Here is a 14,662-nt window from a genome sequence, read left to right on the forward strand (position 1 = left end):
CCGCCACCGCACCGGGGAGCACATCGCGGGACCGCCGACGCGGATCCCCACCAGTCGCCACTGGTCACAGCACGGCAGAGCCATCCACGGCCCGGCAGGCCGCCCGCGCGCCCGACGGTGACGGCGGAGCCACCCCGTTTGCCCCAGTCGCCCCACAGTTCCGTGACGCACGGGAGTGCCATCCTTCCTGTCCGGCTGGGAACTTAGGCCGGTCAAGAACCGTTCGTGGTAGGCACATACAATTCAGGCTACTGATCGCGTCGGGACCGCCCGGGCCTGCGGGCTGGCGACGTCATCGATTCTGGGGAGGCCTCACATCGACCGCGACGAACTCGTCGATCTCACCCGACGGGCGCTGAAGACAGCAATCGACAAAACCACCGACATGACACCTGAAGAAGGTGGCGTGGCCGCCCAGGCATATACCTGCTCGGAGCAGTTCGAAAAAGAACGCGAGCTCGTCCGGCGGTCACCGCAGCTTGTCGGCTACAGTTCCGAGCTGCCCGCGGCCGGCAGTTACTGCACAAAGACGGTGATGGACGTCCCGGTGCTGCTGACCCGCGGCACGGACGGCGCGATTCGCGCCTTCGAGAACATCTGCCTGCATCGTCAGGCCCCGCTCGCCACCGGCTGCGGCACAGCCGAACGTTTCGTCTGCCCCTGGCACGCCTGGACGTATGACGCACACGGCGCGTTCGTCGGTGGTCCGGGGCGGGAGGGCTTCCCGGCCACGCTCGGCGGAAAGGCCCAGCTCACCGAGCTGCCCGCGGCCGAGCACTCCGGCTTCCTGTGGGTCGGGCTGGATCCCCAGGCCGGCCCGCTGGACGTCGACGCGCATCTGGGCCCGCTGGGCCCGGAACTCGCCTCCTGGGGAATCGGGAACTGGGCACCGGTCGGCGAAAAGGTTCTCGACGCACCGGTCAACTGGAAACTGGCGCTCGACACCTTCGCCGAGAGCTACCATTTCGCCACGGTGCATCGGGACACCTTCGCCCAGATCACGAAGAGCAACTGCGCCCTGTTCGATTCCTTCGGTCGCCACCACCGGCTGATCTTCCCGATGAGGCACATCACCGACCTGGCGAACCAGCCGGAGCAGGAGTGGGTGCCGCTGAACAACCTCGTGTTGATCTATGCCCTGTTCCCCAACATCGTTCTGTCGGTCACCGTCGCCAACGGGGAGATCTTCCGGGTGTATCCGGGGGAGCGCCCGGGTCATTCGGTGACCGTCCACCAGAACGCCTCGACGATGGACGTGAGCGAGCCGGGAATGGCCGAGGCCGCCCGGAGCATCTTCGAGTACGCCCACGATGTCGTACGCGACGAGGACTACGCGCTGGCCGCCCGGGTGCAGGCGAACCTGGCCGCCGGAGCGCGGGCGAACCTGGTGTTCGGCCGTAACGAGCCCGGACTGCACCACCGCCACGACGTCCTCGCGGACGCCCTCGCCGGCGGCCGCTGACCGGCGGTTACTCAACCGCGGCCGCTGAAACCACCCGGTTCGGTGAACCACCGCTCGCGGTGTCCCTGCAGCAGCGGAACGGGCCCTCAACCGGTGGTTGAGGGCCCGTTCCGGGCAGTATGCGGATCCGGCGGATCCAGCCGGTGTTGAGCTCGGTCTGCCGGCTGTCAGGCCAGCGTGGCGACGGCCTCGTTGAAGGTCGCCGACGGACGCATCACCGTCGCGGCCTTCGCCGGGTCGGGCTGGTAGTAGCCGCCGATGTCCGCGGGCGAGCCCTGCACGGCGAGCAGCTCGTCCACGATCGCCTTCTCCTGCGTCGAGAGCGTCTCGGCGAGGCCGCTGAACGCCTGCGCGAGCTCCGCGTCGGCGCTCTGGCCGGCCAGCTCCTGGGCCCAGTAGAGGGCCAGGTAGAAGTGGCTGCCGCGGTTGTCGATACCGCCGACGCGGCGAGTCGGCGACTTGTCCTCGTTGAGGAAGGTCGCGGTGGCGCGGTCGAGGGTGTCGGCGAGCACCTGGGCGCGGGCGTTGCCGGTGGACTGGGCGAGCTGCTCGAAGCTCACCGCCAGGGCGAGGAACTCACCGAGGCTGTCCCAGCGCAGGTAGTTCTCCTTGACCAGCTGCTGGACGTGCTTGGGTGCCGAGCCACCGGCACCGGTCTCGAACAGGCCGCCACCGTTCATCAGCGGCACGACCGAGAGCATCTTGGCACTGGTGCCGAGCTCCAGGATCGGGAACAGGTCGGTGAGGTAGTCACGCAGCACGTTGCCGGTGACCGAGATGGTGTTCTCACCGCGGCGGATGCGCTCCAGCGAGAACGTGATGGCGTCGACCGGCGCCTTGATCTCGATGGTCAGGCCGTCGGTGTCGTGCTCGGCCAGGTAGGTCCGCACCTTCGCGATGAGCTGGGCGTCGTGCGCCCGGGTCTCGTCGAGCCAGAACACCGCCGGGTCGCCGGTGGCGCGGGCACGACTGACGGCGAGCTTCACCCAGTCGCGGATCGGGGCGTCCTTGGTCTGGCAGGCACGGAAGATGTCGCCGGCGCTCACCGTCTGCTCCAGCACGACGGTGCCACTGGTGTCGACCAGGCGCACGGTGCCGGTGGTCTGGATCTCGAAGGTCTTGTCGTGGCTGCCGTACTCCTCGGCCTTCTGGGCCATCAGGCCGACGTTGGGCACCGAGCCCATCGTCGCCGGGTCGTAGGCGCCGTGCGCGCGGCAGTCGTCGAGAACCGCCTGGTAGATGCCCGCGTAGCTGCTGTCGGGCAGGACGGCGAGGGTGTCGGCCTCGGAACCGTCCGGGCCCCACATGTGGCCGGAGGTCCGGATCATCGCCGGCATCGACGCGTCGACGATGACGTCGCTGGGGACGTGCAGGTTCGTGATGCCGCGGTCGGAGTCGACCATGGCCAGTGCCGGGCCGCTCGCCAGCTCCGCCTCGAAGGACGCCTTGATCTCCGCGCCCTCCGGCAGCGCCTCCAGGCCCTTGAAGATGCCACCGAGACCGTCGTTCGGGGTGAGGCCGGCCGCGGCGAGGACGGCGCCGTGGCGGGCGAACGTCTCGGGGAAGAACGCCCGTACCACGTGGCCGAAGATGATCGGGTCGGAGACCTTCATCATCGTGGCCTTGAGGTGCACGGAGAACAGCACGCCCTCGGCCTTGGCCCGGGCCACCTGCGCGGTGAGGAACTCACGCAGCGCGCCGATGCGCATCACGGAGGCGTCGACGACCTCGCCGGCCAGCACGGGTACCGACTCGCGCAGGACCGTGGTGGTGCCGTCGTCGCCGACCAGCTCGATACGCAGCGCGCCGTCCGCCGCGATCACCGCGGCCTTCTCGGTGCTGCGGAAGTCGTCGGCAGCCATGGTGGCGACGTTCGTCTTCGAGCCCGCGCTCCACGCGCCCATGCGGTGCGGGTGGGTCTGCGCGTAGCCCTTGACCGAGGCGGGGGCGCGCCGGTCGGAGTTGCCCTCGCGCAGCACCGGGTTGACCGCGCTGCCCTTGATCTTGTCGTACCGGGCGCGGACCTCCCGCTCCTCGTCGGTCTTCGGGTCGTCGGGGTAGTCCGGCAGTGCGTACCCCTGCTGCTGCAGCTCGGCGACCGCGGCCTTCAGCTGCGGGATGGACGCCGAGATGTTGGGCAGCTTGATGATGTTCGCCTCGGGCGTCTTCGCCAGCTCACCGAGCTCGGCAAGCGCGTCATCGATGCGCTGGGACGGTTCGAGGTGCTCCGGGAAGCTGGCGATGATCCGCCCGGCCAGGGATATGTCACGACTCACGACCTCGACCCCGGCCGTCGACGCGTACGCCTGCACCACCGGCAGGAACGAGTACGTCGCCAGGGCCGGCGCCTCGTCGGTCAGCGTATAGATGATCACCGAATCAGTCACCGAAACTCCGCTTCGCGTCTACTACTGCGTGTCGTATCAAGGTATGCCCTGCCCGTCCCGCACCCACCGGCCAGACGTGGGCGCGTGTGGTACAGCTCGCGCCGCTCGTCGCGGCCGTCGCACGACCGCACCCGGGCCCGCCCGGTCTCCGACCTGGCACACGAAGAGCCAGAATAGTTAGGCGAGCTTAAGATTTTTACCGTGATGTCGCCTTGTACGCATCTTCTACGGCCGTCGGGGGCATGGCTCAGACAGGTCCGATGGCTGCGACCGGTCTGGTGACTCAGAGACCACTCGTGACGACCAGTCTGGTGACGACCAGTCTGGTGACGACCAGTCTGGTGGCTCAGACCAGTCCGGCGACGAGGTCGTCCGGGGCTCCGAACCGGTGCGCGGTCACGCTGATCGACTGCTCCCGCAGGAACGGCAGTAGTTCCAGCCGGCCGGACTCCGTCACCGGACCCGCGTGCACGACGATGCCGGGCCGGCCCCGGGTCACGTCCGCCAGCGCGCGAGCTGCCCGCGCCAGCGCGTCGGCGTCCCGGCCGGTCACCCGGACGCGCAGCTCACGCCCCCTGGCCGCGGCCCGTGCGACCTCGGCCAGCCATTCGCTCTCGGCCGCGAGCCGCCAGGGAACACCTAGTTCGCGCAGCGCCGGCCCCAGGCCCGCGGGCGGCTCCACCGCAGCGGTGACCCGGATCGCCGAGCCGGCCAGCAGGCCCGCCGCCACCACCCGCACCAGGGCGACGAACCCGTCGTCCACAAGCCGGACCTCGACCGGCACGGGTCGATAACGCAGCACATTACGCTCGGCGACGAGCCCACCCACCTCACGCGCGACGCCGTACTCGTGCGTCCAGGCCGCGGCGTCGCTGCGCAGCGCTCGTTCCAGGCCGGCGATCTCCTCCGCGGCCTCCCCCGCCAGGGGAGCCCGCCGGACCGCGGCCAGCAGCTGACCGGCGACCGGAGCCGGAGCCGGCGTAGGCCTAGGCGTAGGCGTCGCGTCGGCGGCGGTACTCGGCGTGCTCGCCCAGGTCCCGAGGGCCAGCAGGTAGGACGGACCTCCGGCCTTGGTACCGGGCCCGACCGCCGAGCGCTTCCACCCCCCGAAGGGCTGACGCCCCACGATGGCGCCCGTGATGCCCCGGTTGACGTAGAGGTTGCCGGCCTCGACGTGCCGCAGCCAGTACTCGATCTCCGCCCGGTCACGCGAGTGCAGCCCCGCGGTCAGCCCGAAGTCGACGCCGTTCTGGAGCTCGACGGCCGTCGCGAGATCAGGTGCGGCCATGATCCCCAGCACCGGGCCGAAGTACTCGGTGCGGTGGAACTCCGAGCCCCGGGCAACGCCGGTGCGCACCCCCGGCGACCAGAGCCGGCCCTCGCCGTCGAGCCGGCGTGGCTCCACGATCCACCGCTCGCCGGGCCCGAGCGTCGTCAGCGCCCGCAGCAGCTTCCCCGCGGCCGGCTCGACGAGTGGCCCCATCTGGGACGTCGGGACGTGGGCCGGCCCCACGGCCAGTGAGCGCACCGCGTCCACCAACTGGTCGTGCAGCCGGCGTGACCGGGCGGCCGAGCCGACGAGGACGAGGAGGGACGCGGCGGAGCACTTCTGGCCGGCGTGACCGAAGGCGGAGGCGACGACGTCGCGCACCGCCAGGTCGACATCCGCGCTCGGCGTCACCACGATCGCGTTCTTGCCGCTGGTCTCGGCGAGCAACGGCAGATCATGCCGCCAGGAGCGGAACAGCTGCGCGGTCTCGAACGCCCCGGTCAGCAGCACCCGCTCGACCCGCGGGTCGCTCACCAGCGCCCGCCCCAGCTCCCCTTCGTCCACATACACCAGCTGGAGGACGTCGCGCGGCACACCGGCGTCCCACAGCGCCTGGGTCAGCACCGCACCGCACCGGCGGGTCTGGCCGGCCGGCTTCAGCACCACCGGCGAGCCGGCGGCGAGCGCCGCGAGCGTGGAGCCGGCGGGGATCGCGACCGGGAAGTTCCACGGCGGTGTCACCACGGCGAGGCGGGCGGGGGTGAACACCGCCCCGTCGACGTGATCGAGCTCCACCGCCCGGTCGGCGTAGTAACGGGCGAAGTCCGCCGCCTCGGAGACCTCCGGATCGGCCTGGTCGAAGGTCTTGCCCGCCTCGGCGACCATGACCTCGATCAGCTCGGCGCGACGGCTTTCCAGCTGGTCGGCGGCGCGCCGCAGCACCTTCGCGCGGCCTGCGCCGCCGAGCGCGGCCCAGCCGGGACCGGCCGCCACCGCACCGGCGAGGACGTCGTCGAGCTCGGCGGGCGTCCGCACGGCGGCCCGCTCGACCAGATCCGCGCCGAGGGCGGACGTCCCGGCCCGTGCCAGGATGCGCCGCGCCCACGCCCGGTTCGCCGCCAACGACGGATCGGTGTCCGGCGCGTTGCGGAAGCCCACCCCGGCATCGGTCTCGACCTTGGCCTCAACATCAGCGTCGACGTCGACGTCAGGTGCCGACACGGACCGCAGCTGCCGGTTCTGGGTGCGACGGGCAGCCGGCGGGACCGCCGCCTCCGCCTCCAGCCGGGCCACCGACGCCCGGAACCGCCGCTCCTCCCGCGCGAACAGCAGGCCACCACCACCACCGTCGCCGTCGCCACCACCGCTGCCGCCGGCGTTGTCACCGGCCAGGTCGAACATCGCCGACAGGAAGTTCTCCTGACTGGCGCCCTCCTCCAGCCGCCGGACCAGGTAGGCGATGGCGACGTCGAACTCCGCGGGCCGCACGGCCGGGGTGTAGAGGAGCAGGCCGCCCACCTCGCGGGCCACCACCCGGGCCTGCGCCTGCGCCATCCCCCGCAGCATCTCGAACCGCAGACCGCCCCGGACCCCGCGACGCCCGGCGAGCACCCAGGCGAAGGCGAGATCGAACAGGTTGTGCCCGGCGACCCCGATACGGACCGCGTCCACACGCTCCGGCCGCAGCGCGTGGTCCAGCAGCCGCTTGTAGTTGGCGTCGGTCTCCTCCTTGGAGCCGTACGGCGCCGCCGGCCAGCCGCGCAGCGATGCCTCGACGTGTTCCATCGGCAGGTTCGCGCCCTTCACGATCCGCACCGTGATCGGGGCACCTCCGGCCGACACCCGCTTCGTGCTCCACTCCCCCAGCCGGACCAGCGCTCCCAGCGCGTCGGGCAGGTATGCCTGCAGGACGATCCCGGCCTCCAGCCGGCGCAGGTCCGGGCGGTCGAGCAGCCTGGTGAAGACCGAGATCGTCAGATCCAGATCGCGGTACTCCTCCATGTCCAGGTTGACGAACGTGGCCGGGCGGGTCGCCGCCGCCCGCGCGTACAGCGGGTGAAGCGCGTCCACCACCTGGGCCACCGTCTCCTCGAACGCCCAGGGCGCATGCGGTGCGGTGCCCGCCGACACCTTGATCGACACATGGTCGACGTCCGGCCGCTCGACAAGGGCCATCGTGCCCGCCAGCCGCCGCGCCGCCTCCCGCTCGCCGAGGACCGCCTCACCCAGCAGGTTCAGGTTCAGCCGCACACCCGGCTCACGCGCCGCCGAGATCGCGGGCCCCAACCGCCGCTCGGTCGCGTCGACGAGCAGATGCCCCACCATGCCCCGCAGCGCCCGGCGCGCCACCGGGATCACCAGCCCCGGCGCCACCGGCCCCGCCACCCCGCCGGCCCGGACCGCGGCCCGCAGATACCAGGGCAGGAACCCGGGCGCGGACGGCGCGAGCCGGGCCAGGTTCCGCGCCGCGACCCGCCTGTCCTCGGGCCGGATCACCCCGTCGACGAACCCCACCGTGAACGCCAGGCCCCCCGGCTCCCGCAGCACTCCCGCCAGCCGCGCGGCGGCGGCGTCCACCGGCTCGTCCGCCGCCTCGGCGGCCCAGCGGCGGGCGCGCGCCCCGGCCTCCTCGGCCACCGCGGACAACTCGGACACGGTGGTGCTGTGAGCCGCGGTCATCGGCACTCCCAGGTTCTCGTCGCCGGCGCCGGTCGCCGGCGCCATGAGCCCTACCCGGCAGGAACCCTTCCAGTGTCATGGGCCCGCCCCCGCCCAGCGACTCACGCCGCGCGCCACGTCCACCCCGGTGCCCGCACCTACCGACCTTCAAGATCAACAAGGCGAGCCCGGGGACGTCAACAGCGTTGACTATCTACGTCACCCACCACACGGTTGCATAGAGTGGCGGGAGTGTGATCGGAGGAGCTGGGCGGAAGGGGCGGCCGGTGCGGCGTTTCAACACGGCCGGCCCGTGCCGTCCTGATCTTCACTACATGGTGCCGGCGCTGTCGCGGCTGCCCGAGGCGTCCAGGCTGGTCACGCAGAACGCCTACTTCGTCGTGCACGCCCCACGGCAGACGGGGAAGACGACGGCCCTGCGCGCGCTGGCCACCGAGCTGACCGCGTCCGGGCAGTACACCGCGCTGCATTTCTCCGGCGAGGTCGGAGAGGCAGCGGGCGACGACTACCGGGCTGCGGATCGGAGCGTCCTGCAGGAGATCCGCGACCGGGCTGAGGTGGCGCTTCCCGAGGAGCTTCGTCCACCGGCGTGGCCGGAGCCAGCTGCGGAGAACGCGCTCCGGCGGGCCCTTTCGGCATGGGCACGGGCGTCCCCGCGACCCCTCGTGCTGTTCTTCGACGAGATCGACGCGCTGCGTGGGCCGAGCCTGATCAGTGTTCTGCGACAGCTGCGGGCCGGGTTCAGTGACCGTCCGGAGGTGTTCCCGGCGTCGGTCGTCCTGTGCGGCCTGCGCGACGTCCGCGACTACCGGGTCGCTCCGGGCAGCGACCCGGAGCGGCTCGGGTCGGCGAGCCCGTTCAACGTGAAGGTGAAGTCGCTGCGGCTCGGCGACTTCACGGCGGACGAGGTCGACCACCTCTACCGGCAGCACACGGACGAGACCGGGCAGGCCTTCACCGAGGACGCTCTCGCGCGGGCGTTCGAGCTGACCGCCGGCCAGCCGTGGCTCGTCAACGCGCTCGCCCGCGAGATCGTCGAGGAGATCGCCGTTCCCCCCACCGCGACGATCACCCTGGATCATGTGGAGCAGGCGAAGGAACGGCTCGTCCTGGCCCGGGCCACCCACCTGGACTCCCTCGCCGCCACCCTCACCCAGCCACGCGTCCGACGGGTGCTGGAACCGGTGCTCGCCGGCACCGTGGTCAACCTCGACGCCTACGACGACGACCTCTCCTACGTCCGCGATCTGGGCCTCATCGCCCCCACCAACCCGGTCCGGATCGCCAACCCGATCTACCGGGAGGTCATCGCCCGGGTCCTGACCGACGGCGTCGAGGCGGTCGTCCTCGCCGACCCCCGCACCTTCGTCCTGCCCGACGGACGGTTCGACCTGGCGACGATGCTCGACGAGTTCGCCCGGTTCTGGGTCGAGAACGGGGAGATCCTCGCCTCCGGTCGCCGCTATCCCGAAGCGGCCTGCCAGCTGGTACTCATGGGCTTCCTGCAGCGGGTCGTCAATGGCGGCGGCTATGTCGAACGCGAGTACGGCATCGGCCGCGGCCGTATCGACCTGCTCGTCCGCTGGGCCCACACCGCGGCCGACGGCCGGCGGGAGGTGCAACGGGAGGCCTTGGAGCTCAAGGTCCGCCGGGAACGGGAGACCGATCCACTCCCCCGAGGCCTGCTCCAACTCGACGGCTACCTGGAACGGCTCGGCCTCGACCGCGGCACACTCGTCATCTTCGACACCCGCCCCGACGCCGCGCCCATCGCCGAACGCACGGCCATCACCACCGTCACCAGCCCCGCCGGCCGCCCCGTCACGCTGCTGCGCGCCTGACCGATCTCTGTGTGACGCGATCGCTGCGTGACGCGAGCGCCGACAGGCCAGCAGGGCCGAGACAGGCGACCGTCAGGCCGGCATGCCAACGGTGCGCTTGATGAGGATGTCGAAGGCTCGGTTCGGCAGAATTCTGCTGAGCAGGATGAGCGGTCGGGCCCCGAAGCCGACGACATACCGGGTGCGGGGGCTTCGGGCGGTGGCGGCCTTGGTCACGGCGTCGGCGATGACGGTGGGCGGTGAGGTCCTCCGCGCGTCGGGCCGCGAGCTGCGCTCCAGCGATGCGGCGATGGCGGCGGCCTGCTCCGCGTAGGGTCCTCCTGCGGAGGTCGCACGGAGCCTGTCGGCGGCGATGGCGCCCCACTCGGTGCGGATCAGGCCGGGCTCGATGAGAACGACGTCGATGCCGAACCGCTTCAGTTCCAGGCGCATCGTGTCGCTGAGGCCTTCGACGGCGTACTTGCTGGCGTGGTACCAGGCCCCCAGCGGGGTGGCGAACCGCCCACCCATCGAGCTGATGTTGATGATGGTGCCGCTGCCCTGGGCGCGCATGGCCGGCAGCACCATCCGGGTGAGGTGCGCGAGCCCGAAGAGGTTGACGTCGAACTGGGCACGGGCCTCGGAGATCGGGACGTCCTCGACCGCGCCGTACGAGCCGTAACCGGCGTTGTTGACGAGGACGTCGATGCGGCCCTCGGCCGCGAGGATCTCGGTGACGGCCTTCTGGGCGGAGGCCTCGTCGGTGACGTCGAGGGCGATGGTGTGTACGCCCGTGGCGGCGAGCTCCGCCATCCGGTCGACGCGCCGAGCGGCGCCGTACACGACGAAGCCGGCCTGGTGGAGGCGGCGGGCGGTGTGCTCACCGATACCCGAGGAGGCGCCGGTGACCAGGGCGACCTTGCGAGCCATTACAGTTCCTTTCGAGGAGAACACAACGGACACCCTGTCGCCCCTGTCGCCGCGCGGTCATTCCCGCTCGGCGAGCCAGGCTCTGCGGGCCCGGCCGGCACCGTCAGGTTCGCGGATGCCGACATCGACCACCGGACGTTCACCGAGCGGCTGGTCGAGATACACGACGGTGCTCCACCGGCGGCTGGCTGCCTGGCGGTACATCCTGCCCAGCCGGCGCCCGTCCGGCAGGGTCCGCACCGGCCCCGTGCCGAAGGACGTCGGCCCGTCCGGGCCGAAGGCGAGCCAGGCCCGGACGGTGACCCGTTCCGGGGTCTGCTCGACGTCGAAACCGGCCAGCATCTCGTCCCGGTAGCCGCTGCCCGTGCACCACAGTTCACGGCCGTCGGCGGTGACCGAACAGGCCTCCACCGCGCTCTGCCACCGGTGCCGGGCCTCGATCACCGGCCCGGCCGCCCGCCAGCGGTGGTACGCCCGCACGGCCTCCGGCAGCCAGCCCGGGGTCGCCGCCGGCGCGTCCAGGACACCGGCCGGTGTGGGCCGCGCACCGGGCCGCGGATGGCGTGCGCGAACGTGAATCAGCCGGCCTGCGTGAAACGACGCTGCGACGGTGTCGGACGCTGCCAGCAGGAGGCGCCCGACGGCAGCACCGTCATAGGGGCGGTCGGGATGGATCGGCCAGGCCCACCAGGTGCTCGCCGTCATGCTGTCGCCGGCGACGCACCCGACGGGCCGGATCCCGCCAAGGGGGCCTGAGGCGGAACTGTCCGTCACAGCCTGGCGAAGTCCGTCCCCCTGCGGCGTCAACCACCAGGTCACATAGGTGACGTCCGGCTGGACGCGTACCTCGAGCCGCCGACCGCCGATTCCGGCCTCAGGTGCCCCAGCCCCGCCGCGGCCGGCACCTCCCGGCCGGTGGCCTCGGTGTCCTCGGCCTCCGTCGCGGGCACGGGTCTCGTCCGTGTCGTCCGCCATGCCGCCGCCTTTCGGGTACCGCTGCGCAGAGACCCTTCCGGTCCACCCGACTATGCCGCGAGCAGGCGCCCGGACATCTCGCGGCCCTGTTTCACCATGGCTCGGGAGACAGCCAGCCGCCGATCACGAGCGGAGCTCTGCCGATCACGGGCGGCGCCAGAGTCGGTGCCTGCCCCACTACTGTGGCGTCATATGAGCGAGATCAACGCAGACCTGGTCCGTGACCTGCTACAGGAGCAGCATCCAGACCTTTCCGGGCTGGCCATCCGTGAGGTGGCGGGCGGGTGGGACAACCAGCAGTGGCGCCTTGGGGACGAGCTGGCCGTACGCATGCCGCGGACAGAACGTGCTCCGGACCTCCAGCGAAAGGAGCGCCGGTGGCTGCCCGTCCTCGCTCCGCGTCTGCCGCTCCCGGTGCCGGTCCCGGTACGGATCGGTGAACCGTCGACGCGCTTCCCGAAGCTCTGGACGATCATGACGTGGGTTTCCGGCGACCCACTGGACCACAGCTCGATCAGCCGCGGCGAGCACGCGGCCGACACCCTGGCGGCCTTCCTCAGAGCGCTCCACGTGGAGGCACCCGCTGACGCGCCGATCAGCTCGGACCGCGGAGCTCACCCCAAAAAGTGCACGGACGGCTTCGACCACGTCTTTCAGGCCGTTGTCCCCGGCGGCATTGCCGACGATGTCCGGGCCGTCTGGGACGATGCCGTTGGGGCGCCCGAATGGAAGGGGCCGCCGGTCTGGGCGCACGGCGACCTTCATCCCGCGAACGTCATCGTCTCGGACGGGACGCTCTCGGGAGTGATCGATTTCGGCGACATGTTCGCCGGCGACCCGGCGTGGGACCTCGCGGCCGCATGGGTAATCCTTCCCACAGGCGCATCCTCGCGCTTCTTCGACGTATATGAGCATGCGGACGACGCGACGATCCGGCGCGCTCGCGGGCTTGCCGCTCTGAAAAGCCTGTTTCTCATGCTTATGGGCCAGAACGGAGACCGAGGCCTTCCCGGCGGTAAGTCGACATGGGGACCCGCAGGCCGGGCAGCGCTCGACCGTGTCCTGAGAGGCGGTTCAATCACGTAACCGGACGACTACGAGATCAGGCAAGCAGCGAAGAGCCAGGTGGGTCGGCGCCAACGGCTTCCGGGCTGCCCAGCTCAGCGTGTTTTCTGTATCAGGGTTCGGTGTGACTCCAGCAGGCCTTCCGGAAGGTGGTCCGTTGCGAACCACTGCGCCTCCAGGACTTCGAACGAGTCGATCCTGACATCTCCGCCGACCAGGTCTGCCGCGTAGGCGACCTCCACCCGCAGCCGGTACCCGCTTTTCAGATCTACCAGGTCGCGGACGCGGACCGTGAGCCCTGTCTCCTCCAGGACTTCCCGGGCAACCGTTTCCTCGAAGGTCTCCGACCGCTTCGCATACCCGGTCGGGAGTCCCCACTGTCGATGCTCTGGCCACAGGCGATGCCGGAGGAGCAACACGCGTCCCTCGTCATCCTTCACGATTCCACTCACACCGACCATAAAGGTTGCATGCCACAGCCAGAGCACACGCCACTGCACCGAACCACGTAGCGCCCGCCAGGCCATCGCTGCAATCCGCTTCATAGTCGTGTTCCTTTCATCGGTGTGTCCGCCGGCCACATCAGTGGCCCGGCGATGATGCACCACTGCCCGAGAAGGACCACGGAGGGACCGCGATGCCAGCCCTGCCCGTCACGATGAGGCGAGTCAGCCCACCGCTGTACACGGGCGGGTTGGCGCCCACGGGTTGTGATGTTCGAACGCACGGCCATCACCGGCCCGCCGACCGGGCCGTCCCGCTTCTGCGCGCCTGACCACATCGAAAAGCACCCCAGCGGCAGGTTCCAGGCCCTCGGACGCGCCGCGATCAGCCCGCCCTGCCTACCAGCACAATCCCGCTCCCAGGTCCCATCGCGCTGGTGGCGCAGCCGGTCCGCTTCGGAAATCGCCGGACCTGCGACACCTCCGTCGGTCACGCTGGAGGGGCGCTCTGCGCTGTTGCGTGACAGATTCGGAGGCCATATCGGTGGTCGACCTCGACGAGATCCCGCCTGGCAGGTTCCGCGTCATCCAACTCGCCACCGGTGAGCAGCTCGACCTCGCCGACCCCACCCTCGGCCGGCCCGACGGCCTGGAACTGTGGGACCGCGCCGCCGCCCAGGTCTCCCACCGCCACACCCCGACCGCCCGCTGCCTGTTCCCCCAGTGCGACGGCGCGCCGGTCATCCTCAAGACCTATCGGGCCACCGGAACCCGCTACGCCTCCCACTTCCACGGCGAAGGCGGCCGCGGCGACCACACCGTCACCCCACCGGACCGTGCCCGTCACAGTGCGATGCTCGATGTCTGGAGCAGGGTCTACGACCATGTCGGCTGGCAGGTCACCACCCGCGAGCGCCGCCAAGGCCGCCGCGGGCGGTTCCCAGACCAGCTCATCGCCGACGCCCCGCAGCCGACGTCCACCGAAGTCCAGCTCACTCAGAAGAAGGACCACGTCAGACGGACCCGGGACGCGACCGCGCGCGGTGTCACCGCCGTGTGGAACGCCGGCCCCGGCGTCACCTTCGACGACCGGGTGCCCGAACTGAGGTTCACCACCGACATCCCCCAGGTCCTCGCCGCCCGCCAGCCCCAGGACCTCACCATGCTCGGCGTCCGCCACCTCACCTGGGTCCGCGACACCGGCCCCGGACTGCGTCCACGGCCGCGCCCAAGTCCCATGGCCATGGGCGACATCGCCGAACAGATACCCGCCGGCGAACTGGTCCCCGTCGCCTACGGCAAGTACCGGATCCTCCTCCCCAGCATCGACCGGGCTGCCTACGAAGCCGAGAAGCAGACCGTCGACGACGGGGAACGACCAGCCGCCCCACCGAGGGGCACCGCCCGCCGGCACCTGGAACTGGCGCGGCGTGCCAGACCGGAACGGCCGGCCCTCGTCCGGTTCGACCCCGGTGAGGAGGCGACGTTCGCGCACGGCACCGGCAACCTGGAAGCTCTTCAACCCTGCGTGGTCTGCGGAAACGGCACCTTCCGCCGCCGGTGGGGCCTAGCGGTCGAACGCCGCTGCGAACATCGGCTGAGTTGAGATCCTCCCCTGTCTGAAGGCCGAG

At 70.9% G+C, this 14,662-nt stretch carries 9 protein-coding genes; 4 read left to right on the forward strand and 5 right to left on the reverse strand.

Going from position 1 to position 14,662, the window contains the following annotated elements:
* Nucleotides 1-316: 316 nt before the first annotated feature.
* Complete coding sequence (locus ACG83_RS33110; RefSeq protein WP_347280131.1) at nucleotides 317-1,462, forward strand: SRPBCC family protein; 1,146 nt, start codon at nucleotides 317-319, stop codon at nucleotides 1,460-1,462.
* A gap of 167 nt (nucleotides 1,463-1,629) precedes the next feature.
* On the opposite strand, the gene ACG83_RS33115 is transcribed toward ACG83_RS33110, so the two are convergent.
* Together ACG83_RS33115 and ACG83_RS33120 are read right to left on the reverse strand one after the other, a co-directional pair.
* Nucleotides 1,630-3,849, reverse strand: coding sequence for an NADP-dependent isocitrate dehydrogenase (locus tag ACG83_RS33115; protein ID WP_054570183.1), 2,220 nt, complete (start codon nucleotides 3,847-3,849; stop codon nucleotides 1,630-1,632).
* A gap of 346 nt (nucleotides 3,850-4,195) precedes the next feature.
* Nucleotides 4,196-7,843, reverse strand: coding sequence for a bifunctional proline dehydrogenase/L-glutamate gamma-semialdehyde dehydrogenase (locus ACG83_RS33120; protein ID WP_083473787.1), 3,648 nt, complete (start codon nucleotides 7,841-7,843; stop codon nucleotides 4,196-4,198).
* Nucleotides 7,844-8,064: 221 nt separating this feature from the next.
* On the opposite strand from ACG83_RS33120, the gene ACG83_RS33125 reads away from it, so the two are divergent.
* Complete coding sequence (locus tag ACG83_RS33125; RefSeq protein WP_235498346.1) at nucleotides 8,065-9,639, forward strand: ATP-binding protein; 1,575 nt, start codon at nucleotides 8,065-8,067, stop codon at nucleotides 9,637-9,639.
* Nucleotides 9,640-9,711: 72 nt separating this feature from the next.
* On the opposite strand, the gene ACG83_RS33130 is transcribed toward ACG83_RS33125, so the two are convergent.
* The gene (locus ACG83_RS33130) at nucleotides 9,712-10,548 is read right to left on the reverse strand and encodes an oxidoreductase (protein WP_054570184.1); all 837 of its coding nucleotides are present in this window, start codon (nucleotides 10,546-10,548) and stop codon (nucleotides 9,712-9,714) included.
* Between the two features lie 57 nt (nucleotides 10,549-10,605).
* Complete coding sequence (locus ACG83_RS33135) at nucleotides 10,606-11,523, reverse strand: hypothetical protein (RefSeq protein WP_054570185.1); 918 nt, start codon at nucleotides 11,521-11,523, stop codon at nucleotides 10,606-10,608.
* 192 nt (nucleotides 11,524-11,715) lie between these two features.
* Here ACG83_RS33135 and ACG83_RS33140 point away from each other — a divergent pair, with 192 nt between their 5' ends.
* On the forward strand, nucleotides 11,716-12,609 hold the full coding sequence (locus ACG83_RS33140) for an aminoglycoside phosphotransferase family protein (RefSeq protein WP_054570186.1): 894 nt from the start codon (nucleotides 11,716-11,718) through the stop codon (nucleotides 12,607-12,609).
* Between the two features lie 74 nt (nucleotides 12,610-12,683).
* On the opposite strand, the gene ACG83_RS33145 is transcribed toward ACG83_RS33140, so the two are convergent.
* Nucleotides 12,684-13,133 (reverse strand): NUDIX domain-containing protein, encoded by a 450-nt coding sequence (locus ACG83_RS33145; protein ID WP_054570187.1) that lies wholly within the window; start codon nucleotides 13,131-13,133, stop codon nucleotides 12,684-12,686.
* 442 nt (nucleotides 13,134-13,575) lie between these two features.
* On the opposite strand from ACG83_RS33145, the gene ACG83_RS33150 reads away from it, so the two are divergent.
* Complete coding sequence (locus ACG83_RS33150) at nucleotides 13,576-14,637, forward strand: hypothetical protein (protein ID WP_054570188.1); 1,062 nt, start codon at nucleotides 13,576-13,578, stop codon at nucleotides 14,635-14,637.
* Nucleotides 14,638-14,662 lie beyond the last annotated feature (25 nt).

The organism is Frankia sp. R43 (genome assembly GCF_001306465.1).
Lineage (GTDB): Bacteria > Actinomycetota > Actinomycetes > Frankiales > Frankiaceae > Parafrankia > Parafrankia irregularis.

Excerpts from the sequence above, each read along its gene's own strand:
- ACG83_RS33140 (WP_054570186.1), top strand. The coding sequence starts at position 11,716 with ATGAGCGAGATCAACGCAGACCTGGTCCGTGACCTGCTACAGGAGCAG.
- ACG83_RS33120 (WP_083473787.1), bottom strand. The coding sequence starts at position 7,843 with ATGGCGCCGGCGACCGGCGCCGGCGACGAGAACCTGGGAGTGCCGATG.
- ACG83_RS33130 (WP_054570184.1), bottom strand. The coding sequence starts at position 10,548 with ATGGCTCGCAAGGTCGCCCTGGTCACCGGCGCCTCCTCGGGTATCGGT.
- ACG83_RS33135 (WP_054570185.1), bottom strand. The coding sequence starts at position 11,523 with ATGGCGGACGACACGGACGAGACCCGTGCCCGCGACGGAGGCCGAGGA.
- ACG83_RS33145 (WP_054570187.1), bottom strand. The coding sequence starts at position 13,133 with ATGAAGCGGATTGCAGCGATGGCCTGGCGGGCGCTACGTGGTTCGGTG.